We start from the raw sequence: 24,725 nt of genomic DNA, 5'->3' as shown, positions 1-24,725 counted from the left end.
AACTTGTGCGACGCAAGTCTTCCAATCTTCTATCCTAGCAGCCAAGCTTTCTGGCAATAACAAGCCGCTGGATTTCGGATGTGCCTTCGCCGATTTCCATCAGTTTGATGTCGCGAAGATGACGCTCCACGTCGTACTCGCGCATATAACCGGACCCGCCGTGGATCTGGATCGCCTGGTTGCAGACGCGGAATCCCATCTCCGACGCAAACAGTTTTGCATAAGCGGCTTCTTTGCTGAACGGTTTTCCTTGATCTTTCAGCCATGCCGCTTTGTACACGGCATTTCGGGCAAGATCGATTTCCATCGCCATATCGGCAAGTTTGAACTGGATCGCCTGGAATTTTGAAATCGCTTGGCCGAACTGCATCCGTTCTTTCGCATATCGAAGTGCTTTTTCGAATGCAGCTTGGGCAATCCCGACCGATAATGCGGCGATGGAGATGCGTCCACCGTCCAGCGTGTACAAAAACTGGCTGAATCCTTTCTTTTCGTCGCCAAGCAAGTTTTCACGCGGGACACGGACGTTTTCGAGCACGATCTGGCACGTGTTGGATCCGCGAACGCCCATTTTTTCATACGGGCTTGTAATCGTCACGCCCGGTGCATCGGTCGGCACGATGATGGCGGAAATGATGTTACGACCGTTTTCTCTTTTGCCGGTTACAGCTGTCACGATCACTTGGCGGGCGTATTCGGCGTTTGTAATCCAGCATTTCTCGCCGCTTATCACCCATTCATCGCCGTCAAGTACCGCTTTTGTCCTTGTTCCGCCGGCGTCTGATCCGGCGTTCGGTTCCGTAAGCCCGAATGCGCCGAGCGCTTCGCCTTTTGCCATCGGAACGAGCCACTCCTGCTTTTGTTCTTCGGTGCCGAAATAGTAGATCGGGCTTGCACCAAGGCTTGTGTTTGCTGCATAGCTGAGCCCTGTTCCCCCGCATGCCTTGCCGATTTCCTCGACCGCGATGCAATAAGAGATGGTATCCCCACCTGCTCCGCCGTATTTTTCCGGAAACGGGATGCCTAAAAGGCCGAGATTGCCGAGCTTTTGAAACGTCTCCATCCGCATTTTCCCGGTTTCGTCTACTTCTCTTGCATACGGTTCGATCTCCTTCTCAGCAAAGTCCCGAACCATCTCCTGCAGCATAATCTGTTCTTTAGACAATTCGAAATCCATAGGCTTCCTCCTTTTGCGGCGCAGGATAATCCGGTGCGCCGGTTTTTTTGCATTCTTGCTGACTTTTCAGGTGCAGCCGCCGGGATTGCGAAAAAATCAACCGCCGCATACTCCTTTTTCCAGTTCGCTTCCGATTCCCTGTAAAACGCTGCAAGGGACCGGCGGGCAAACAGTAACGCCCTTCTTTTTACTGGCGGCCCGGCCGGTTTCCTGTCAAAAATGTGGAGGGCAAACCTTCCTTTTTAAGGCATTGTTTATCTTTCCGCCCCGCGGCTGGCCACCAGCTGTTCAATGCGCGCAATGGTTGCGGGATCCTCGAGGCCGGTCATATCCCCTGTAGCCGCACCGTTTACGACAATTTCCTTTAACAAGCGGCGCATGATTTTCCCGCTCACTGTTTTGGGCAACGTGTCCGTAAACAAAATCGCTTTCGGCACGGCAATTTTCCCGATTTGATCGACAATCCGGGCCTTGATCGCTTCTTTCAGTTCTTCACTTTCCTCCGTCCCGTCGCTCAAACGCACAAAGCAGACCGGCACCTCGCCCTTGATTTCATCCGGCACGCCAATGACAGCGGTTTCAGATACACCCGGGGTTTCGAGCACCGCACTTTCCATTTCCATCGTGCTCAGCCTGTGCCCTGCAACATTGAACGCATCATCCGAACGGCCGGTGACCCATACGTAGCCGTCCTCATCAATCATCGCCAGGTCGCTTGCATAGTAGCAGCCGTCCACCTGGCTGAAATACGAGCCGAGATAACGTTCCGGCTCTTTCCAAAGCGTGCGGCACAGCATCGGAAACGGCTTTTGAATGACAAGGTTTCCGAGCGTCCCCCGCGGCACCGGATTTCCTTCCTGATCGACGACATCGATTACAGCGCCTAAAAACGGCCTGCCCGCAGAACCCGGTTTCATCGGGGTCAGCCAGGCGGCACCGGCAAGCGGCGATCCGGCTGTTTCCGTCTGCCCCCATGTGTTATTCACGCAAATCTTTTTTCTCCCGAGCACTTCATATGTCCACTGCCATGTTTCCGCATCAAACGGCTCGCCGACAAGGGAGACGACATCCAGGCACGACAAATCATATTTTTCAAGCGGATGCTCCCCCATGCTTTTCAACATCCTCAGTGCGGTCGGAGCTGTAAACAATTTGTTCACCCGGTACTTTTCAATGATCCGGTAAAACCGGTCTTTTTCCGGATAATCAATCGCCCCTTCGTAAAAGACGGTTGTGACACCGTTTGAAAGCGCGCCGGCAATGCCCCAAATATGCATCGTAAGCCAGCCGATATCCGCCGAGCACCAGAGCACATCGTCATCGCGATGGTCCATATGGTACTTTGCGTAAATGTAATTTTGTACGACAAACGCTATGCCGGAATGGACAACGCCTTTTGGTTTCCCGGTCGTGCCGCTTGTGTAGAACACAATGCCGTACTCATTTGCTTCCAGCCGCTCCGGCTCACAATGGATGCTTGCCTTCCTTGTTTCTTCATGCCACCAATAGTCGCGTCCCGCCTGCATATTAACATCCGTCCTGAGCCGGTCCACCACGACGACCGCTTTGACAGACGGAATGTCCGGCACAACCCGGTCGACTTTTTCCTTGAGAAAAATCTTTTTCCCTCTCCGTTCGGTTGCATCGGCCGTCACGATGACTTTCGGTTCAAAATTCACAAGCCGGTCTTTCAGCGATTTTTCCGAGTATCCGGAAAAAATGGTATTGTAAATCGCGCCAATCCGGAAGCACGCAAGCACGGCGATTGCCGCTTCCGCTAAGTTTGGCAGGAAAATCGCCACGCAGTCGCCTTTTTTTACGCCGAACCCGCGCAGCACATTGCTGAACCGGTTTACTTCTGCAAGCAGCATATGATAAGTGAAAAACTTCGAATCGCCGTTTTCCCCTTCCCATATGAGCGCCGTCCGATTGCCGGCGCCGTTTTCGACATGGCGGTCAAGCAGGTTCACACACGGGTTGCTCACCCCGCCTTCAAAAAAGCGGAACCCGGGGAGGCTGCCTGCCATTGTTTCCTTCCACGGTTCATACCAGGTGAGCTTATTGGCAACGCGCCCCCAAAATACTGCCGGATCCGTTTGCGACAGGCGCAGCAGTTCCTCGAATGCTTCACTTGAACCGATTTCGGTTGAACGGATTTTATCATCACTTGGATAAACGAGTTTGCTTTTGGCAATGCCGCTTTGTTCCATGGACATGCTCCTTTCCGGTGATCGGTCGGAAAAATGAATTTAATTTTTTTAAAAATCTTTTTTATATCTTCATCCCGCGCCAAACTGTTCGCGAAGTTTGAACTTCTGCACTTTTCCGGAAGGCGTGCGCGGAATTTCTTTCACGAAAATGACCTTGCGCGGTTTTTTATAGCTTGCAAGATGGCGTTTGCAAAATTCGGCCACTTCTTTTTCTGTCAGCCGCGCGCCATCTTTTTTTACAATAATGGCGCAAACCGTTTCCATGTACTTCGGATCGGGGATACCGATCACAGTGACTTCTTTTACCGCTTCGTGGCGGTAAAGCACATCTTCTATTTCAGCAGGATAAATATTTTCTCCGCCGCTCCGGATCATATCTTTCTTCCTGCCGGCAATGGTTAAAAACCCTTCCGAATCAAAAAAGCCAAGATCCCCTGTTTTGCACCAGCCATCCGCAAACGTCTCCATGGTCGCCTCCGGTTTTTTCCAATACCCTTCTGAAACAGCAGGGCTCTTAATGAGAATTTCGCCCACTTCTCCTGCAGGAAGCGGGTTTCCGGCATCATCTGCAATTTGAATCGCAGTCAAAGGCATCGGTTTTCCGACTGTACTGCCTTTTCCTGCGGCATCCTGCGGGTCGAGTGAAGCGGCAATCGGCTGCCCTTCTGTCAAACCGTACACCTGGACGACGCCAATGTGCGGAAAATGCGCCCGGATGCTCTCCAAAGCCCACGGCATGAGCGGATCTCCGCCGGTGTAAATCGTCTTCAGCGCTTCCAGCCGGTACTTCGCCAAATCCGGCAAATGCAGCATGTCATAAATCATAAAAGGAAATAAAAAACAGCATGCTACCTTTTCCTTTTCCATGACAAACAGGACTCGCTGAATCTCGAAGTCTTTACTTTTTGTAATGATGACGGTTCCGCCCCGCATGAGAACCGGCAAAGCAATGTCTTCCATTGCGCCGACATGGTAGAGCGGCCCCGTTGTCATGGCCGTTTCCCGGGCTTGAAACCCCCATTTCAAAGCTTGAATGGCTGAAAACCAGAATGTCGTATTATGCGTCCAAATTGCACCTTTTGGCCTTCCCGTCGTCCCGGACGTATACATCAGCATCACCGGGTCATTTAAGTGGATGGACGGCACCAAGGGGTCTTCCTGCTCCCCTTCCCCGAGCACAGAAAACGGCTGCGCCCATCCCGGAACGGCTGATGCTTCCTCCTGAAGACAGATCAATTGTTCAACCGGCACCTCGTGCTGAATCGGCTCAATCCGCCCGGCAAGGCCTGCGTGAAAACATAATATTTTTGTGCCGGAGTCGTTTAAAGAATAGACCAGTTCGGGGCTTGACAAGCGGAAATTCAAACGGACTGCAATTGCCCCGATTTTCGCCGCCGCAAAATAAAGGCCGAAATACTCAAGGCAGTTGTAGAGCAGAATGCCGACCCGGTCTCCTTTCCGGACGCCAAGCTGGGTAAGCTTGTTTGCATAAGCATTGGAAATCGCGTGCAATTCCTTGAAAGTCCATGCTCTTCCGGTTTCTTCCTGCACTGCAGTTTTTCCGGAAACAGCTGGATCCGGATCTTCTGCAATGTTCTTGATCATCCAGCCAACGTGCAACCATGTTCCCCCTTTCCAACACTTTGATGCCCTATAAAAAGCAAGAAGTATGCCAGCTTGAAAGAGGCGAAAAACAGCATGTGCGTGTTGGAAAAGGCGGCCGGGTTTCCCGTTTTCCGTAACGTTCTTTACCAATCTATGATGCAAACAGCGGCTTTATGGCAGAAAAACAGATTCGGAATTTCAGAAGGCCAATCCGGATTTCCGGATGATTAAAAAATAGTGCTCCTGCAAGTGGATGTTCGGGCTTGATGTCAAAACTTAAGTTCATTTTACATAGGGCTTGCTGAACGAATCCGATTCTGAGTTTGTGCCCCATTTGTCTGCAAGCTCTGTCTCAAAATATAGAAGAATCCTTTTGCGAAAGGGGGGGATTTGATCTTCTCCATACGTTGAATCGGCTTTCGAGTGCAAGCATTTCCCTGGATTTGTTTAAATGGTTGCCAAAGCTGTCAGCATCCTTTCCAAATCCAGAAATTTCGCTTATTCAGCAAGCTCTATATAGAAGCAATATCAATCCTAATCGTTTGGCGTGAAAAACTTTGTTCATTTTACCTCAATACGAAGCTTTTTCATTTTGTCGTAAAGCGTGGAGTGGCCAATCCCGAGGGCTTTTGCCGCCTGTTTTTTATCAAAACAGGCAGCCCGCAGCGCTTCCTCAATCATTTGTTTTTCCGCTGCCTCCATCCTTTCTTTCAAACTGCTTTCTTTTTTTCTGTTTAAGTGTTCACGGATTCCGTCAGGCAGGTCCTCTAACCCGATCCTGTCCGAAGAGGCCATGTAGACCGCTGCATGAACGGCATTTTCCAGTTCGCGGATGTTTCCCGGCCAATTGTACCTTTCGAGTGCAGAAAGAGCCTCAGGGCTGAAGCCGGTGACCCTTTTACCGAGGCCGGATGATGCTTTTTTTAAGAAATGCCGTGCCAAGAGCGGGATATCTTCCGCCCTGGTGCGGAGCGGGGGAATATCCAGCTGGATGGCATTGATGCGATAGTACAAGTCTTTTCTGAAACGGTTTTGTTCGACCAGTTCTTTAAGCGGTTGGTTTGTTGCCGCGATGATACGGACATCGATCGGTTTTGGATGGACCGCGCCAACCGGTTCGATTTCTTTTTCCTGCAGCACGCGCAATAGTTTTACCTGCATCATCACTGGCATGTCGCCGATCTCATCGAGAAAAATCGTCCCCCCTTCCGCCGCCTGGAACTTGCCGGGCTTGCCGCCTTTTTTCGCACCGGTGAACGATCCTTCTTCATATCCGAACAGCTCGGATTCCATGAGATGTTCGGGAATCGCACCGCAGTTGATTTTAATAAACGGACCATTGCTCCGGTCGCTAGAGCTGTGAATGCTGTGGGCAACCAGCTCCTTTCCGGTTCCGCTCTCTCCGGTAATCAATACAGTGATATCCCCGCGCGCCACCTTTTTGATTTTTTCTTTCAATAGCGCCATTTGCCCGGAGCCGCCGATCAGATCGCCCAGCATATATTTCACGCCGGCTGCACGGGGCTGCTTCTCAAGCAAAAACCGGCTTTGCGACAACATATGCCGGATATGGGTGTTCAGCTTTTTCCAATCATACAGATCCCTGAAAATGATAATCCCTACAGCGCCAAGTATCTTTCCATCTTCAATAATCGGAATCCGGTTTGCAATGACATACTCGCCTCTTAAAAATTGCAGCTGGGCAAGTTCTGCTTTTCCCGTTTTCACCACAAGATGCATTCTCGTATTTTCAATTGCATGGGTCACGTGTTCGCCAATCACTTCGTTTCGTTCCACTTTCAAAAAATCGCAAAAATTGCGGCTCATGTAACGGATGTATCCTTCTTGGTCCACGATCAATGTGCCAGAATATGTTTTTTCAAACACGATGTCCAACAACCTGGTGTTGAGAAATTTTTCACTGATCATGCCATTCCCCTTTTCCATGCTGAAGTTACGGACTTGATTTTTGAAAGCGTTTACATATTTCATTGTACCTTTCCTGGCGTTTTCAATCAACCGTCTTTGCATGGACGGCAGGGGAGGTCGTTCCACATGCAGAGCTTTGCATTTCATTTTGTCTTTTTGGCAGTACTTCTAATATGTAGGCATTTTACGCGGAGTCCCTCTTTTTTGATGGATTTTAAAGTACAGCACGTATGAAATAAATCTGTTTAATAGTTTCTAAGAGACCATTCGTTGTGCCGAAATTTGCGCACAAAAGCTCCGCCATTTTCTTTCATGGTTGAGAGGATAAAAGACAAATGAACAACTTCCTTGCAGTGAATTCTCCTTCATCACGGTTATGAAAGACAAATCATAAGCGAACCGCCGCTTTCAAATACTTTTTGCTACCCAGGAGACAAACCTTTAAATGTCCTTCGAGTACCCCACTCGAACGGCATATGATTTCCCAAATGAATGTATGGCGTGGCCCTGCCGGCAATGTATAGTGACTTTTGGCATGCCATCAAAAAACAGTTCGCATGTGCGGGCGCCTCTTATATACTTCCCAATTAAAAAAGCCGCCCCGCCGTTTGGCAGAGCAGGCGCCTGATCATTTTTTCTCCTCGAAAACTTTCCGGATCCGTTCAATTGCCCATTCCAGCTCTTCTTCCGTTATGACAAGCGGCGGGGCAAAGCGGATGACATTTTCATGCGTTTCTTTGCAAAGCAGCCCTTCCTCTTTCAATGCTTCGCAATAGGAGCGCGCCGGTTCCGTGAGCTCCACGCCGATGAAAAGGCCGCGGCCGCGGATTTCCTTAATCGACGGGTGCTTGATTTCACGCAGTTTCTCCAGGAGCACCTGTCCAAGCCGGAGCGAGCGTTCCACCAGTTTTTCTTCTTCAATCACCTCAAGGCTTGCGATCGATACCGCGCATGCAAGCGGATTGCCGCCGAACGTCGAGCCGTGCGACCCCGGGTTGAATACACCCAGTATTTCTTTATTTGCAGCTACACAGGAAATCGGCATGACACCGCCGCCAAGCGCTTTCCCAAGAATGAACACATCCGGGGTAACACCCTCCCAGTCAACCGCAAACAACTTGCCGGTCCGGCCTAACCCGGTTTGCACCTCGTCTGCCATGAAAAGCACCCGGGACGCGCGGCAAATATCCGCTGCTTCTTTTAAAAACCCGGCCGGCGGAATGTTGATGCCAGCTTCCCCCTGGATCGGCTCAACAAGGAACGCTGCCGTATTCGGAGTGATGGCTTCCCGCAGCGCTTCCGCATCCCCGTACGAAATGTGCTTGATGCCCTCAATCATCGGCCCGAAGCCGCGTTTATATTCTTCTTCCGATGAGAGCGACACCGCAAGCAACGTACGGCCATGGAAATTTCCGGTACAGGCAATGATTTCCGCTTTATTGTCCGGCACGCCTTTCACATCATATGCCCAGCGCCGTGCAGCTTTGACCGCCGTTTCCACCGCTTCCGCCCCGGTGTTCATCGGCAGCACCATATCCTTTTTCGTCAGTTGGCACACTTTTTCGTACCATTCGCCAAGTTTGTCGTTATAAAACGCGCGTGATGTGAGCGTCACACGGTCCGCCTGGTCTTTTAATGCCTGAATGATCTTCGGGTGGCGGTGCCCCTGGTTCAGTGCCGAATAAGCGCTCAGCATATCCATATAGCGGCGGCCGTCCGGATCCTTCACCCACACCCCTTCCGCTTCCGAAATGACAACCGGAAGCGGCGCATAATTATGCGCACCGAACTGTTCCGTTTTTTCAATTACTTGTTTCACTTGCTCTTTTACTTGTGCCATTTTGTTTCTCCCTTCTTTTCAATGTCCCTATCCATTCATATGCAAAAAGAATGCCATCATGAAAAAAAGGCCTTCGTGCGGTTTTTTCAGTGAAAATGCAAAAAATTTTTGCATAAAGCCGCAAAATATTTTAAAATTTTTATCATCGAAGGGGGTGGACGCAACATGGAAGAAACAAAAGATGTACTCCTCGCGTTGTACGAAACAATAATGAATCTCGTCGATGCCGGCATTCATGCAGTGGACGAAGAAGGGCGCACGATGATTTACAATCAAAAAATGCGGGATATTGAGGGGATGGACAGCCGTGAAGTACTGTATAAAAAGTTGGAAGATGTTTTCCGCTTTCGCAGCAGTGAAGAAAGCACCTTGTTAAAGGCGCTCAAAACCGGAGAAGAAAGCCATCTTGTCAAACAGACGTACTTTAATAATAAAGGCCGCGAAATTACTTCCGTCAACCATACGTATCCGTTTTATTATAAAGGAAAATTGGCGGGCGCTGTTGAAATTGCGGAGGACATTACGAAAATTGAGCGCCTCATCCGCCGAAACCACGAGCCCCATACCGGATATACATTTCACCATATTATCGGGAAAAGCAAGGCGATTTCCGAAGTCATTGAATTTTCAAGGCGCGCCGCCCGCACTTCCTCCTATGTGCTGATTATCGGTGAAACCGGGACGGGAAAAGAGTTGTTCGCGCAAAGCATCCATTATGAAAGCGAAAGAAGCCGGGGACCGTTCATCGCGCAAAACTGCGCTGCGCTTCCCGACAATCTCATTGAAAGTATCTTATTTGGCACGAAGAAAGGGGCATTTACAGGTGCTGTTGACCGCGCAGGGCTATTCGAACAGGCGGACGGCGGCACGCTTCTGCTCGACGAAATCAATGCGTTGAACATTCATTTGCAGGCAAAGCTTTTGCGCGTGCTGCAAGAGAAAAAAGTGAAACGGATCGGGGGCACGCAGGAAAAGCCGGTGGATGTGCGCGTGATCGCCACCATGAACGAAACGCCTTACGAAGCGATTGCAAATCACCGGCTGCGCAAAGATTTGTATTACCGGCTTGGTGTCGTGACGCTGTTTATCCCGCCGTTACGGGACCGGCTGGAAGATTTGCCCCTTCTCACCGGCCATTTTATTCAAAAATACAATCCCCTTTTTCAAATGAATGTCAGGGGGATCACACCGGAAGTGCTCACTTTCTTCCGGTCGTACCGCTGGCCTGGCAATATACGCGAGCTGGAGCATATGATTGAGGCAGCGATGAATGTCATGCTCGATGAAGACATGATTGAACTCCGCCATCTGCCCATGCAGTACCGGCAGTCCGGCCACTTCAATTCGCCGGCGGAAAAATCACCGCTTTTAAAAGACCGGCTGCTTGAATATGAAAAACAATGCATTTTAGAGGCACTTGAGGCAAACGGGTCGAATATATCAAAAGCAGCAGAACAGCTCGGGTTAAGCCGGCAAAGCCTCCAGTACCGGATGAAACGGCTCGGGATTTGACGTTTGTAATACGCAGCCGGCTTCAAAGATCACCTCTAGCCAGGCAGTTAGAAAAAAAGGCAGGGGACTCAACAAACAGCCCCTGCCATGATTACGCTTATTTCACTTGTTCCTGCAGCACTTCTTTTAATAACTCGATCGCACTTTCTTCGTCCGGGTCATTCGTTCCAAGCTCGCCGCGGAAGGCTTTGGAGAGGATGGATTGTTTTAATGTTTCTAGTTCATACTTAGTTTCGATTATCCTATAGGCAATATCATCTCTTGTGAAAATTTCATCCAAAATATCTACTATTGCGTTCTGTTCTTCTTTGGGTGGTAATGGAAATGGGTAGTTTACTAAAAATTCTTTCGGTACCCTCTGTTGTCCGACAGCCCCTGTCATCTCCCCTTTGGCTTCTAATCTGAATTTCTTGGAACGGACTAAGTAGTGGAGATATCGCTCGTTGATATATTCGTTTGTTCTTAAAACATGAAATTCAGTTGATCCGAAGCCAAATCCATTTTTAAGATTTTTTGCAATAGCCGATTTTCCATTTTCCATACACGGTGTTATTTTGGCAAACAGCACATCATTTTCTAAAAAGAACGTATAGCCTTTCTTTACCTTTGCATATTCCTTTTCTTCTGGTGACTCAATTTTTCCGGTTTTATCGCTTACGGCAGGCATTGGAACAAATGTACAAATTTGCTGGTCAGAAATTTCTTCAAGTTTCTTTTTGGGAGGATTTACTTGGACCACCTCTCCCAACCTCACCATTTTCCATGTGTCAGGAATATTTAATTTTTGCTCTACATTAGAAGAAACATTTTTGGGCTTCGTGAAGCGGATGATCTTATTGTATAAAACCTCAGCACTTTCAATTTCCGGGTGCTGCTCTCTCCACTTCCTCGTCAGCTCCCCCTGAAACGCCTTATCCAAAATAGCCGCCCTACGCAGTTCAAACGTTTCCTTCGCTTCCTCAATCAACCGCTTTGCTTCGTCAATTTTACTTAAAAGTTGCTTGATTTTATTTACAATTCTTTTTTGCTCTTTTAACGGAGGAAGTAAATGAGGAAAATCTTTTATTATTGTTTGTGAAATATTTGGTTGAGCACCACCCTTTCCCAAATCAATAAGTGTTTTTCTTTGATAGAAGAAATAGTAGAACATAAAATCTTTATCCATTAAGAAGTGCGGAACTCCTACTGCACAAGCTTGATTAGTTGCTGCATCAATGCCCAAGATTCCCAGTTTACCAATAGTCGCACCATACATAGCAATAGCGACAGAATCCTTTGGAAAGAGCTTAGCACTAGATTTTTTCAACGCTTCTTCTGAAATTGGCATGCCAAAAATTTGCGTCGTGTGAAGCGCCGGTGTCGCAGTCAGCCCTAAACAGGCTGCATCAAAATAGTCAAGAACGCGCCGGTACTGGCTGACATAATCATTTTGATCCCTGAACAAAAGCTCTTCTTCGGACATTTCCCTGTCGCTTGTATAGCCGCGGTGCGCTTCATCTACAATGATAAAATCGTACTGCCCGACGCTCGGAATCTTTTCTTCATTGCTGTAGAAAAGCCGGCGCACCATTCCCTGCACCGTTGCAATATGCACCTTTGTTGCCACTTCCGGTGAAATGTCCCCGATCGACTTCACATCATAAATATCAGAGAATGAATAACCTTCAATCTTGGTATCTTTCAGGGCATCTTCCGTTTGTTTCCCGAGTGAGTTGCGGTCGACAAGAAAAAGAATGCGTCTGCATTTTTTCGATTTAATGAGCCGGTACATGAGCGCAATCGCGGTACGGGTTTTCCCGGTCCCTGTTGCCATGGCGATCAGCATTCTTCTTTGTCCGGCTTTGAGCGCTTCTTCGGCAGCCAGCACCGCCTTTTCCTGATACGGGCGCAATCCGAATATCGAGATGCTTTCTTCTTCGAGCCGCTGATTGGCATCCTCATCATCCTGGCCCAGTAACATTAGCAAATCATCGGGAGAGTGACAGCCTTCAAGCGGGCGGGCATGTTCAAGCGGCTTACGGGAATCCCAAAACCAAATGCCCGATTCCTCTTGAAGCTGCCTGAGAAAAGGCCGGCCATTGGTTGCGTATAGGAAAGGCACCTTATATTCATTTCGCGTTTGCAAAATCTCTTCATTTTCAATTTGGCGCACTTGCCTTGCATACGCTTTTGTCTGGCTTTCCAGCGCGCTTGGAATCGTTCTTTTCTTCGCCTTTGCTTCAATGAGCCCGACCAATTTCAAACCGATAAATAAAGCATAGTCCGCGCTGCCGCTGCCCACTTTCCATTCCGCAATGGCCATATTCCGGTTCTTTTCAGGCACTGTACCATGTGTATAATGATTCAACAACGTTGTATCTGCTTCCCAGCCGACCGCACGCAACTTCTCATCAATAATGGCACGTGTTTCCGCTTCCGTCAGCTCATGGCGGCGCATAAAGGTTACAGCTCTCTTTTTCCGTTCCGTTTTCTCTTCCGCATTTTCTTTAGAAGCTTTTGCTCTAATAGATTCTAACTCGTCTTCAAGCTTTTTCAGCTTCTCTTCGTATTCCTGCTGGAGCTGTTCCGTATCGACTTTCTTCTGCTCTTTCGGCTCTATGTATTCCGGCGCTTGAAAATCCCATTCTCCGTATACTTCCATAAACCAAATGGACAGGCGAAAAGCGAGCCGCAGCAGTGCTTTTGCTTCCTCTGTTGTAAATTTCAGGGCTTCGTGCATGGCCTGGTTGCCCTTGCGACGCAGCGTTTCAAAAATATCCATCAGCTCCGGCTCAATCAAACCTTCTCTGCGCAGCGTATGGATACGATCCACTTGGGATGTTCCGTATGCTTCCTTGATATTTTCGGCTGCCAGTACGAACTTGGTCAACGTCTCGGCAAACAACCTAAGCTTCATAATCGTTGTATGTGGATCCTGATAAACATTTTTCTCAGCCGTTTCACCTAAATTTGCAAGAACATCCCATTTCCCTTTAAAAAATGAAAAGTTACTTTTCACTTTTATCACCGTTTTCTTTTTACTTTGCTTTTATTATACAACAAAATATTCATACGTTGGGTGTGCGGGAAAATGCTGTCATTGGATTGAAAACTGGTGGCTGAACAATCTCCCGCTTTATTTTTGCATAAAAAAGAGGTATTTTGGTTTCAACTGTGCCTAACGCTCGGTGTGCAACATGTCCCTGCATTTACAAACGCATGGCATTTTTATTCGCACCCCGGCAGGAATCGGGCCACCGGGGTCTCCTGCTCGCCACCTCTGAGTGCCTGGGAGACGCCACATATTCTCCTGTTCGCCACGTCTATGTGTGCCCCCCCCTTGACGTTATTTTACGCCCACATGCAAATTGATTTTGCATCCTGAAGGGTGGGAAGGCGCCTCCATTTGCGGCATGTAAAGCAGCATCAACAAAAGCGTTCGCGCACATGCAAAAAATTTTTGCGTATGCAGTGTTTGCTTCACGAAAAATGGTTTCTCACCCTTTGGCATGAAAATTGCAAATAGTCCTGATATGATAATATATGCAGATGCATTTTGTAAGCGCTCTTACGAAACGAACGAAGGGGGAAAAGAAAAATGGAATTGGAAAAACAGCAGGACATCCATCTTCCAAAGCAGCAGGGCAGAACACTCCGAAAAGGACTAAAAGCACGCCATTTAACTATGATTTCAATCGGGGGCGCCATCGGAACCGGCTTGTTTCTCGGGAGCGGCGCGGCGATCCATTCGGCGGGACCGGGCGGAGCACTTGTGGCATACGCACTCGTTGGCGCAATGGTGTATTTTGTCATGACAAGCCTCGGGGAAATGTCCGCCTACATGCCGACAAGCGGCGCATTCAGCACATACGGGACAAAATTCGTCGACCCTGCTTTCGGATTTGCACTCGGTTGGACTTACTGGTTCAACTGGGCGATGACGATTGCCGCCGAACTGACTGCTTCAATTATGATCATGAAATTCTGGTTTCCGCACAGCCCGTCACTGTTATGGAGCATGTCCTTTTTTGTACTTATTTTTCTACTTAATTATTTGACTGTCAGAGGTTACGGCGAAGGGGAATACTGGTTTTCTTTCATCAAAGTGGCGGCGATTATTCTTTTTATCGTTGTCGGCTTATTGATGGTTTTTGGCCTTCTTGGCGGGGAAGCAACCGGCGTAAAAAATTTTACAACAGGGAATGCACCGTTTCCGGGCGGGTTTCTCGGCACTTTTCTCGTCTTTATTGCGGCCGGTTTTTCGTTCCAGGGGACGGAAATTGTCGGGGTTGCCGCCGGGGAAAGCGAAAATCCGGCGAAAAATGTGCCGAAAGCGATTAAAAATGTTTTCTGGAGAATTCTATTATTCTATGTGCTTGCCATCCTTGTCATTGGGCTCCTGGTCCCGTATACAAACAGCAGTCTGAAAAGCGAGAATGTTCTCGTCAGCCCGTTCACGCTTGTCTTTAAAAAAGCCGGCCTTTCCTTTGCGGCTTCGATGATGAATGCCGTGATCCTGGCCGCCGTTCTGTCAGCCGGCAATTCCAGCCTGTACGCATCCACGCGCATGCTTTACGCAATGGCAAAAGAAGGACAGGCCCCGCGCATTTTTTCAAAGCTTGACAGACGCGGCGTCCCGGTACCGGCCATGATTTTAACTGCAGTTGTCGGCATGCTTGCGTTTTTCACTTCCATTTTCGGGGACGGTGTCGTGTATATTTGGCTTATGAATTCGATCGGTATCACCGGCTTTATTTTCTGGCTTGGCATCTGCGTTAGCCATTACCGGTTCCGCAAAGCTTTTCTCGCGCAAGGGCACTCGCTCGATGAACTTCCTTACAGAGCGAAATGGTATCCGTTCGGACCGATTTTTGCCATTGCCGTTTGCCTGATTGTGACACTCGCCCAGGACTACCAGGCATTCCTCGCCCCGCATATCAACTGGGGAAATGTCATTGCGGCCTATCTCGGCATTCCATTCTTTCTCGTATTGTGGTTCGGGTATAAAATCGCAAGAAAAACAAAAATCGTGCCGCTTGATGCACACGATTTCCATGCGATTGCAGAACCCAATGAATAAACCGGGATCTAAAGTGCCCGGGATTAGCAGCTCCGGATGAACATACTTTTATAAAAAAGGGAAAGACTTGCACTTGAAACGCACCGTATATGAAGAAAGGACGTCATTTTTTCATGCTTCCTTCACATAGACGCGCTCTATGTTAAGGAACAACGCATTTTTTTCTCGGTTCCTTAACGTAGACGCACTCTATATTAAGGAAGACCTTCATTTTTCCACGCTTCCTTCACATAGACGCGCTCTATGTGAAGGAACAACACTTTTTTTGCGCGTTTCCTTAACGTAGACGCACTCTACGCTAAGGAACATCGATTTTTTTGCGCGTTTCCTTAACGTAGACGCCTTCTATGTGAAGGAAGACCTTCATTTTTCCACGCTTCCTTAACGTAGACGCGCTCTATGTGAAGAAAGGCCTTCGTTTTTCCGTGCTTTCTTAACGTAGACGCACTCTATGTTAAGGAAGGCCTTCGTTTTTCCGTGCTTTCTTAACGTAGACGCACCCTATATGAAGAAAGAACGTCATTTTTCTATGATTCCTTAACATAGACAGTCTCTATGTTAAGGAACAACGCATTTTTTTCCCGGTTCCTTAACGTAGACGCACTCTATGTGAAGAAAGGCCTTCATTTTTCCACGCTTCCTTAACATAGACGCGCTCTATGTGAAGAAAGGCCTTCGTTTTTCCGTGCTTTCTTAACGTAGACGCGCTCTATGTGAAGGAAGACCGTCAATTTTCCACGCTTCCTTAACCTAGACGGACTCTATGTAAAGGAAGAGCCTCGTTTTATCGTGCTTCCTTAACGTAGACGCCTTCTATGTGAAGGAAGGCCTTCATTTTTCCATGCTTCCTTAACGTAGACGCGCTCTATGTGAAGAAAGGCCTTCGTTTTTCCGTGCTTTCTTAACGTAGACGCACTCTATGTTAAGGAAGGCCTTCATTTTTCTACGCTTCCTTAACATAGACACGCTCTATGTTAAGAAAGGCCTTCGTTTTTTCGTGCTTTCTTAACGTAGACGCGCCCCATGTGAAGGAAGACCTTCAATTTTCCTCGCTTCCTTAACATAGAGCTAGCTGAATAACCAAAATTCCCAGATTTGGAAAAATTTAATGCAAGGTGCAAGGGTTTTAGAAAAATCCAAAGAAAAGCTTGCGCTTGAAAGCTGATTCAATGTATAGAGAAGAAAGAATCGCATTTTCAAAGATGGATTCTTCTATATTTTAAGACAGAGCTTGCTGACAAATTGGGTACAAACTCAGAATCGGATTCGTTCAGCAAGCCCTAATTAGACATTTCATTGATCCAGGCATCCAGACCGCAACGTGCGCTTTTATCTGTTCTGCACAAGGGAGCGAACGGTGCACAAGGCATTCAGGGACTGTCCTCCTTTATCTTCCGCACCCCGTCCATCACAAACCGGACAACGGATTCAATCTCAGCCTCTTCATCCCGGGATCCGTTCAGCCCGAAGACAAACTTCAAAATAAATGTGCCGCCGATTGAAAAAAAGATATGCCTTGCCATCGCTTCCGCGGGCCGGTCTGCCAGTTCCCCGCGTTCCTGGAAAGCGCGGATCACCTGCACCAGCCGGGAACCGATATTTTCCGCAAAATACGGCATCAGTTCATGGCGGATTTCTTCATTATAAAAAAACTCTTTTACGATGATTTGGAAAATCTCCCTGTTCTGTTTTAAAAAGAGAAGCCGGTCCCGGAGCAGGTTCCGCAAAAAGTCCTCAAAACGGAGGCCATGGTTTGACAGCAGTTTTTCAAAAAGCTCTTCCGCCATCAAAGGAATCGAATCTTTTAAAAACGGGACGATCAGCGAAATGAGCAAATGGTCTTTCGTGCCGAAGTGCCGAAAAATCGTCCCTTCTGCAACGCCGGCCGCTTTTGCGATTTCGCTTGTCGGCGTATTGCCATATCCTTTCTCTGCAAACAGAGAAATTGCTGCCTCCATGATTTTTTGTTTTTTATCCGTCAGCTTTGCGTCCGTCTTCGTTTGTTCCTTCATTGCTTCCAGAAGATTATATTTTAGCAAATTTTCTCCCCCTTTACAGCGCACGGTAACGCCGTAACGCGACAATATTAAGCAAAATAAAAATCACTGCAAAAACAACAAGTGCCGTTAAGTCTTTCCATATATCCCCAAGGCCCATGCCTTCATACATGACCCGCTTTAAGGCATCGGCACCGTAATAAATTGGCATTACTTTTGCAAGCGCCTGCAGCCAGACGGCCATCCCTTTTAACGGAATGATGCCGGAGAAAAAGATCTGTGGTACCACAACAAGCGGAATAAACTGTACCATTTGAAACTCTGAAGCCGCAAAAGACGATAATAAAATCCCGAGAGACAGCGCCACAAGCGCGAGCATCAAATTAACGAGCAAGACATTCCAGAGTGAACCGGCAAGCACCATATCCAGCACGTTCACCGCGTAAAACACGACAATCACGGTCTGGATGACAGCAAAAATGCCGAAACCCACCAAATAAGCAGCCACAATTTCGCCCCGCTTGACCGGTGTTGCCATCAGGCGGTCGAGCGTGCCAGATGTCCGTTCTTTTAAAAGTCCGATGCCGGAGATTAAAAATACGAAAAAGAAAACGAAGAAACCAACCAAAATTGGGCTCAGCACATCAAAAAATACCGTACGGCTGCTGCCGTATACATATTTTGCCGATACATCCGGTTTAGAAAAGGCCACTTTGACCGGCGCCTGCAACTGTTGTTTCGTTTTTTCCGCCTGTTCTTCCAGCTGCTGCACTTTCCCAAAGGCCGGTGACTGCGCGGGAACCTGTTTCATCAATATATGCTGTGCCTCATTTTGCAAGGCAATGATTTTCTGCACGCCTTGGAGCGTCTTTGCCTGTGCTTCGATTTGTTTGGCCAGCTGCTGCCCGGATTCCGCCGCGATTGCCTGCTTTACTTTCATCTGCAGCGATTTGGCAGTAGACGGATCATTGTTTTGCAAAGTGAGGACGTACGCTCCGCCTTTTTTCACAAGCAGCCCGTCAAGATTTCCATCCAGCACGGTTTGCTCCGGATCTTTTACCGTTTCATAGTGTTTGATTTTCATATCCGCTTTATCCAACACTTTTACAAGGCTTGCGTCCACATGGCTGATCCCGAGTTTCGGGCTGGTTGAGCTGCCGTTAAAGAAAAAGTGCATGAGCGTTAAAATCAAAAGCGGCGCAAGAAACAACAGCGCCAGTGTGCGTTTGTCCCTGAGCATTTCCAGCAAAATTCTTTTGATGAGTGCGGTTGTCCTCATTGCCTGATCCTCCCCGCTTTCAAAAACACTTCATTTAAGTCGGCTGCTTCATACATTGCTTTCAATTCGCCCGGTGAGCCGTGCGCCAAAATTTTTCCTTCCCGGATCATGGCGACCGTATCGCATTTTTCCGCTTCGTCCATTACATGCGTCGTGACGATCATCGTTTTGCCTTCTTCGTTTTTGAGGCGGAGCAGTTCATCCCAGATATTTGCCCTTAGTTCCGGGTCAATGCCGACAGTCGGTTCGTCCAGAATGAGCAATTCCGGATCCTGGATCAGCGCAATCGCAAGCGACAGCCGCCGTTTCATCCCGCCGGAATAGGCAGACACTTTTTTATTGAGGTCATTCTGCAAATGGACAAGGCCCGCCGCGTAGGCAATCCGCTCATGCCGTTCCGCCTTCCCCATTTTATAGAGCGATGCGAAAAATTTCAGGTTTTCCATCCCGGTCAGCTGCATATACAATGCGTCTGACTGCGCCATATAGCCGATATGCTGTAAAACTTCAAGATCCGGCATTTTTTCTCCCAGCACATGGACCGTGCCGGCATCCGTTTTTTCCATCCCGACAATCATTTTGACCAAAGTGGTTTTCCCTGCTCCCGACGGCCCGATCAAACCATAAATCCGGCCCTTTTCGATTTTCAAACGGATGTCGTTTAATACAGGCTTTTTCCCGAACTGCTTGCTTATATGTTCCATTACAACCGCAGCTTCCATCCCTGGGCCTCCCTCTTTTTAGAAAAGTGAGTAATGACTCACTTATTATATTGCCATGATGAAAGTTGGCTGTCAATTAAAAAGTGAGTGGTCACTTTAATTTTTCTTTAAAACCTGCAAAAATCCTCCCTATTCTCCATTTTTTTGTTTATTATCGGGGTCATTGGGACAATCTTAACATTAGAATATGGGAAACGATTCCACATCCAACATAAAGGAGCGAAAACATGTCAGGACCATCTTTAAGGCACGCGGACAGCCATTCGTCCATCCATGAAGCAGCATTAAATGAAGCCCGCGATTTAACGGATTTGCTTGCGCAGCTGCTCGGGAAAAATTTGCACGCGGAGGCGCTGAAAACTGCTTTGATTCTGCTTGAACATTGGGAAACAAGGACGCTCGCGCATGCCCAGGCAGAAGAGGAAGGCCTGTACCCGGAGCTGCTTGCCGAAAATGAAAACATGAAGGATAAGCTCACCGCCCTTGCCCGCGACCATGATCTAATGCGGAAACTGGCACAGGCAGTAAAAAAGGATTTGCAGCAGGAAAAGCTGGATCGGCAAACCGTCCGGCAATTTTATGCCTTGATTTGTATCGATGAAATACATAATCACGAAGAAGAAAGCGTACTCCCCCATCATTGAAGAGGTGAAATCATGAAAGAACAGCAGGAAAAACCGCTGTTTTCCGTCTCCCCGCCGCTTTACCATACGTTCATGCAGGCATTTGAACTGCATCATATTCATCTGTATGACGCAGATCCGGCGGGCGTCGAAAAGGAAAACGGGATTGAAGTGGTTTTGCGCTACGGCGATCGTTTTCAACATGAAACAAGAAAATGCTTCTCCTTCTCCGATATTGAAAACAAAGCGCCGCTAGTGGCGGAATTTTTCAATCAAGCGGCGGAATCATGCAAAGAAGTGCTGATTGCAGATTACTACAAAATGATGAAAAGCTGATAAGGGAAGGTGAAAACATGTTCCAGTTTGAAGACGCAGATTTAATCCAGGACCGCGAAGATTTGATCGCCATCATGCGCATGCGTTTCGGTGATATCCCCCCGGCATTCATTGAAACCATTTATCAATTAAACGATCCGAATACACTGCAGCGGCTCATTCTGGTCAGCGCCAATGCCCAGGACTTCGAAGTCGTGGAAGAAGAACTCCGGGCCGAATCCGGCAGCATCCGGTTAACGGGCGAACGCTTCAATCCATTCGGGAAAGGAAATGACGGCCATGTATAAGGACAACAAGCTGCTTCAGCGGCTGAGGCATTTAAAACGCGGAAAACGGATCAACGACGGCTGGACGGAAGAAAGCCCGCGCTCGCGCGATGCAGAAAAATATTACCGCAGGCGTTACGGCTACGACAACATTGTCCGCTCCACGCACGGGGTCAATTGCACCGGCTCCTGCAGCTGGCGGATCTACGTGAAAGACGGGATCATCACAGCCGAGACGCAGCACACCGACTATCCGACAACCGGCAGCAACTTCCCGGAATACGAACCACGCGGATGCCCGCGGGGGGCGAGCTTTTCCTGGTATACGTACAGCCCGACCCGCGTAAAATTCCCTTATATTCGCCAGGACTTAATCGAACTTTGGCGGGCGGAAAAAGAAAAAGGCCATGACCCTGTCACGGCATGGGCGAATATTGCCGGAGACCAAGCAAAACGCGCCCGGTATGTCAGTGCCAGAGGAAAAGGCGGTTTTGTGCGCGCCGATTGGAAAACGGCGTGTGAAATCATCGGCGCTGCCTCAATTTACACGATCAAAACGTACGGCCCCGACCGGATCGCCGGCTTCAGCCCGATCCCGGCGATGTCGATGGTCAGCTATGCGGCCGGCACCCGGTTTTTATCCTTGATCGGCGGCACGATCCTGAGCTTTTACGACTGATACGCCGACCTCCCGCCCGCTTCCCCGCAAATTTGGGGCGAACAGACGGACGTGCCGGAAAGCGCGGACTGGTATAATGCCAAATACTTTATTATCTGGGGCACAAACCTGCCGCAAACGCGGACGCCGGATGCCCATTTTATGGTGGAATCCCGCTATAGCGGGACAAAGATTGTCGGTATCAGCCCGGATTATGCCGAATACGACAAATTTGCGGATATTTGGTTGCCTGCACGCGCCGGCACGGACGGGGCGCTTGCCCTTGCAATGACGCATGTCATTTTAAAAGAATTTTACATTGACCGCGAAACGCCATATTTTTCCGATTATGCAAAAAAATATACGGATCTGCCTTTTCTCGTTGAAATTGACGAAAAAAACGGGGAGGCCCGGTCCGGCCGTTTTCTGCGGGCAACGGATCTCACGGACGGCGAAAAACTTGGCGAATGGAAAACGCTTGTCTGGGACAAGGCGGAAAACAGCCCCCAAGTCCCAAACGGCAGCCAGGGCTTCCGCTGGGACGGCAGCAGCAAGTGGAATCTCGAGCTGACAAAAGACGACGGCAGTGCGATCGATCCGAAATTAAGTTTTATCGATGACTATGATGAAACCGTGGCTGTCACTTTCCCTTACTTTGCCGATAAGGAAGGCGGCACGATCAAGCGGGCGGTCCCGGCTAAACGGTTAAAGACAAAAGACGGGCAGACGGTGAAGTTTACCACTGTATTTGATCTTTTCTGCTCGCACCTCGGCGTGGACCGCGGCCTGCCCGGCGATTTCGCGGCGGATTACAATGACGCAAACGCACCGTACACCCCGGCCTGGCAGGAAAGCATTACCGGCGTGAAAAAAGCGCACGTCATCCAGGTCGCGCGCGAGTTTGCCGACAATGCCGCCCGCACAAACGGAAAATCGATGATTGCCATGGGTGGCGGAACCAATCACTGGTACCACAGCGACCAAATTTACCGCTGCATTTTAAACCTTGTCATGCTGACGGGATCACAAGGCGTAAACGGCGGCGGCTGGGCCCATTATGTCGGGCAGGAAAAAGTGCGCCCGCTCGAAGGCTGGCAGCAAATCGCCTTTGCCAATGACTGGACAAAACCGCAACGCTTCCAAAACGGTACATCCTTTTTCTACTTTGTAACCGACCAGTACCGGTATGAAGCGCGCATCAACGACAACCAGGAAGGCTGGGGCGGCCGTTTTAAAAACATGCATCCGGCAGACGTCAATGCCCTTGCAGCAAGGCTTGGCTGGCTCCCTTCTTTCCCGCAGTTTACAAAAAATTCGCTTGACCTTGTCAAAGAAGCCCGCGAAAACGGCGCAAAAGACGACCAGGAAGTCATCCAATATGTGGTGGAGCAGTTAAAGCAGGAAAAACTCGAATGGGCAATTGAAAACCCAGATGATCCGTGCAATTTTCCAAGGGTATTTTTCAACTGGCGCTCGAATCTTTTGGGTGACAGTGGAAAAGGCCATGAATATTTCGTCAAACATTTTATTGGCGGTGACGATGCCGTAATGACCGATACGGCCAACTCGTGGCAGCCGGAAACGATTAAAACAGAGGGTGAGCCGCCGCGCGGAAAAGCCGACTTGTTTGTCAGCATGGATTTTCGGATGACCAGTTCCGGCCTGTTTTCGGATATTGTTTTGCCGGCTGCCACATGGTATGAGAAATTTGACCTCTCAAGCACCGATATGCACCCGTTCGTCCACCCGTTTAACGCGGCGATCTCCCCGCCGTGGGAATCGAAAAGCGACTGGGAAGCGTTTAAAGAGATCGGAAGAACATTTTCGGAACTCGCAAAAGAGCATTTGCCGGCGTGCGAAGACCTTGTCATGACGCCGCTCGGCAAAGACACACCGAATGAAATCGGCCAGCCGTTCGGAGAAGTGAAAGACTGGCGCAAAGGCGAAGTCGAAGCGGTGCCGGGAAAAACGATGCCGAACTTCGTCATTGTCGAGCGCGACTACCCGAACGTTTTTCAAAAAATGACCACCCTCGGCCCGAACATTCAAAACGGATACGGCAGCAAAGGCATTCAGATACCCGGTGAAGGCGTTTATAAAGATTTGCTTTCCCGCCTTGGAAAATCGCGGCGGGAAGGGGTTGGAAAAGGGCTCCCGGATTTATCGTCCGATAAGCAGGCAATTGAAGCAATTCTCTTTATGTCCGGCGCCACCAACGGAAAACGAGCGGTTGAAGATCGGTGGCATTGATATTGCCAAAGGAAAGCTTACCGTTTACACCGCTGCAGCTGGCATAAACCCCATGCGTGTGATTCCTGTCATTCTGGATACCGGAACGGACCGCGAAGATCTTTTAAAAGATCCGTTTTATATCGGCTGCCGCCATCCGAGGGTACGAGGCGAAACATACGACCGCTTTATTGAAAAGTACGTTCAAACGGCGCACAAGTTATTCCCGGACGCTTTGCTACACTGGGAAGATTTTGCCCAGCCGCATGCTCGCCCGATTCTCGAAAAATACCGCAATGATTACTGTACCTTTAATGATGATATTCAGGGGACAGGTGCAATCTTACTTGCTGCCGTTTTATCGGCTGTAAAAGCTTCAGGTGTGCCGCTTCTGGAGCACCGGATTGTCATTTTTGGTGCAGGGACCGCCGGCATTGGCATCGCTGAACAAATCCGCGATGCAATGGTCAGACAAGGCGCCGATCAGGAAAAAGCCAACCGGCAATTCTGGTGCATTGACCGTCCCGGATTGCTTACGGACCAGACAGAAGGCTTGAAAGATTTTCAAAAACCTTTTGCCCGGGAAGAAAGCGAAGTCAGCGAATGGGCGCGAAATCAGAACGGCGGCATTGACTTTCTCGAAACAGTGCGCCAAGTCCGGCCAACCATTTTAATCGGTTCCTCAACCGTCGGCGGCGCTTTTACAGAAGAAATTGTAAAAGAAATGGCAAAGCATGTGGAAAAACCAGTCATTCTCCCGCTTTCAAACCCGACTTCAAAATCAGAAGCGGTACCGGAAGACTTAATCAAATGGACAGAAGGAAGAGCGCTAGTCGCCACCGGCAGTCCCTTTGAGCCTGTACAGTATAACGGGCAAACCTATGTCATCGGGCAGGCCAACAATTCTTTTATCTTTCCGGGCATCGGACTTGGCGTTATGATTTCAAAAGCGAAGCGGGTCACAGACCATATGCTGGCGAAAGCTGCAGAAGCCGTGGCAGGACAGGTCCATACAGAACAAGCAAGTGCCCCACTCTTGCCACAAGTTGAGGATCTCCGGTCTGTTTCACTCGCCGTTGCCTCGGCTGTCGTCCAAGCCGCGATCGATGACGGGATAGCAAGAGTCCGGCCGAAAAATATCGAAAATGCGGTAAAAGAAGCGATGTGGGAACCCCGGTATCCCGAAATCCATCCCATTTAATCAGTGAACAGCCGACGCCTTCATCACATCCAAAACATGAAGGCACGCTTTTCTTTCCCTTAGGGTCAATCCTCATCAACAA

14 protein-coding genes and 2 pseudogenes are annotated in these 24,725 nt (G+C 48.9%); 7 read left to right on the top strand and 9 right to left on the bottom strand.

Features of this window, described 5'->3' with window-relative positions:
• Positions 1 to 34 precede the first annotated feature (34 nt).
• The 5 genes from ABR335_RS03260 to ABR335_RS03240 all read right to left on the bottom strand — a co-directional run bounded on the left by ABR335_RS03260 (position 35) and on the right by ABR335_RS03240 (position 8,761).
• The gene (locus ABR335_RS03260) at positions 35 to 1,177 is read right to left on the bottom strand and encodes an acyl-CoA dehydrogenase family protein (RefSeq protein ID WP_061086964.1); all 1,143 of its coding nucleotides are present in this window, start codon (positions 1,175 to 1,177) and stop codon (positions 35 to 37) included.
• Positions 1,178 to 1,431: 254 nt separating this feature from the next.
• Positions 1,432 to 3,387 (bottom strand): acetate--CoA ligase, encoded by a 1,956-nt coding sequence (locus ABR335_RS03255; protein ID WP_350346575.1) that lies wholly within the window; start codon positions 3,385 to 3,387, stop codon positions 1,432 to 1,434.
• A gap of 69 nt (positions 3,388 to 3,456) precedes the next feature.
• On the bottom strand, positions 3,457 to 5,007 hold the full coding sequence (locus tag ABR335_RS03250) for a class I adenylate-forming enzyme family protein (protein ID WP_350346574.1): 1,551 nt from the start codon (positions 5,005 to 5,007) through the stop codon (positions 3,457 to 3,459).
• 546 nt (positions 5,008 to 5,553) lie between these two features.
• Positions 5,554 to 6,921, bottom strand: coding sequence for a sigma-54 interaction domain-containing protein (locus ABR335_RS03245; protein WP_350346573.1), 1,368 nt, complete (start codon positions 6,919 to 6,921; stop codon positions 5,554 to 5,556).
• Between the two features lie 628 nt (positions 6,922 to 7,549).
• A complete protein-coding gene (locus ABR335_RS03240; RefSeq protein ID WP_350346572.1) occupies positions 7,550 to 8,761 on the bottom strand; it encodes an ornithine--oxo-acid transaminase in 1,212 nt (403 codons plus the stop codon).
• Between the two features lie 165 nt (positions 8,762 to 8,926).
• On the opposite strand from ABR335_RS03240, the gene ABR335_RS03235 reads away from it, so the two are divergent.
• Complete coding sequence (locus ABR335_RS03235; protein WP_029142669.1) at positions 8,927 to 10,273, top strand: sigma-54 interaction domain-containing protein; 1,347 nt, start codon at positions 8,927 to 8,929, stop codon at positions 10,271 to 10,273.
• A 97-nt stretch (positions 10,274 to 10,370) separates the two neighbouring features.
• Here ABR335_RS03235 and ABR335_RS03230 read toward each other — a convergent pair whose 3' ends face one another.
• Positions 10,371 to 13,271, bottom strand: a complete 2,901-nt coding sequence (locus ABR335_RS03230) for a DEAD/DEAH box helicase family protein (protein ID WP_350346571.1) — start codon at positions 13,269 to 13,271, stop codon at positions 10,371 to 10,373.
• A 579-nt stretch (positions 13,272 to 13,850) separates the two neighbouring features.
• On the opposite strand from ABR335_RS03230, the gene ABR335_RS03225 reads away from it, so the two are divergent.
• The gene (locus ABR335_RS03225) at positions 13,851 to 15,332 is read left to right on the top strand and encodes an amino acid permease (protein WP_350346570.1); all 1,482 of its coding nucleotides are present in this window, start codon (positions 13,851 to 13,853) and stop codon (positions 15,330 to 15,332) included.
• Positions 15,333 to 16,702: 1,370 nt separating this feature from the next.
• Here ABR335_RS03225 and ABR335_RS03220 read toward each other — a convergent pair.
• Genes ABR335_RS03220 through ABR335_RS03210 form a run of 3 tightly spaced genes read right to left on the bottom strand, consistent with a single transcriptional unit; the run spans position 16,703 to position 19,330 of the window.
• Positions 16,703 to 17,344 (bottom strand): TetR/AcrR family transcriptional regulator, encoded by a 642-nt coding sequence (locus tag ABR335_RS03220; protein ID WP_434063207.1) that lies wholly within the window; start codon positions 17,342 to 17,344, stop codon positions 16,703 to 16,705.
• Between the two features lie 40 nt (positions 17,345 to 17,384).
• Positions 17,385 to 18,608 carry an ABC transporter permease gene (locus ABR335_RS03215; RefSeq protein WP_350346568.1) on the bottom strand — a complete coding sequence of 408 codons (1,224 nt, stop codon included), beginning with the start codon at positions 18,606 to 18,608 and terminating at the stop codon, positions 17,385 to 17,387.
• Positions 18,605 to 19,330, bottom strand: a complete 726-nt coding sequence (locus ABR335_RS03210; protein WP_350346567.1) for an ABC transporter ATP-binding protein — start codon at positions 19,328 to 19,330, stop codon at positions 18,605 to 18,607. Before ABR335_RS03210 ends, ABR335_RS03215 begins: the two co-directional genes overlap by 4 nt.
• Positions 19,331 to 19,557: 227 nt before the next feature.
• Here ABR335_RS03210 and ABR335_RS03205 point away from each other — a divergent pair, with 227 nt between their 5' ends.
• From ABR335_RS03205 to maeA, 5 genes and pseudogenes are all read left to right on the top strand, one after another.
• Positions 19,558 to 19,974 carry a hemerythrin domain-containing protein gene (locus tag ABR335_RS03205; RefSeq protein WP_013860467.1) on the top strand — a complete coding sequence of 139 codons (417 nt, stop codon included), beginning with the start codon at positions 19,558 to 19,560 and terminating at the stop codon, positions 19,972 to 19,974.
• A gap of 12 nt (positions 19,975 to 19,986) precedes the next feature.
• Positions 19,987 to 20,289: a hypothetical protein gene (locus tag ABR335_RS03200; RefSeq protein WP_350346566.1), complete on the top strand. Its 303-nt coding sequence runs from the start codon at positions 19,987 to 19,989 to the stop codon at positions 20,287 to 20,289.
• A 17-nt stretch (positions 20,290 to 20,306) separates the two neighbouring features.
• On the top strand, positions 20,307 to 20,576 hold the full coding sequence (locus tag ABR335_RS03195) for a hypothetical protein (protein ID WP_061566840.1): 270 nt from the start codon (positions 20,307 to 20,309) through the stop codon (positions 20,574 to 20,576).
• Positions 20,569 to 23,451 (top strand): annotated as a pseudogene (locus ABR335_RS03190) (nitrate reductase subunit alpha); the annotation flags it as partial. The gene ABR335_RS03195 and the pseudogene ABR335_RS03190, both read left to right, overlap by 8 nt.
• Positions 23,450 to 24,643, top strand: a pseudogene (gene maeA / locus ABR335_RS03185) (oxaloacetate-decarboxylating malate dehydrogenase); the annotation flags it as partial. The pseudogenes ABR335_RS03190 and maeA, both read left to right, overlap by 2 nt.
• Positions 24,644 to 24,725 lie beyond the last annotated feature (82 nt).

It is taken from the genome of Heyndrickxia faecalis, from assembly GCF_040267745.1.
Taxonomy (GTDB): domain Bacteria; phylum Bacillota; class Bacilli; order Bacillales; family Bacillaceae_C; genus Weizmannia; species Weizmannia faecalis.
This window is presented reverse-complemented; position numbering and strand designations above follow the sequence as displayed.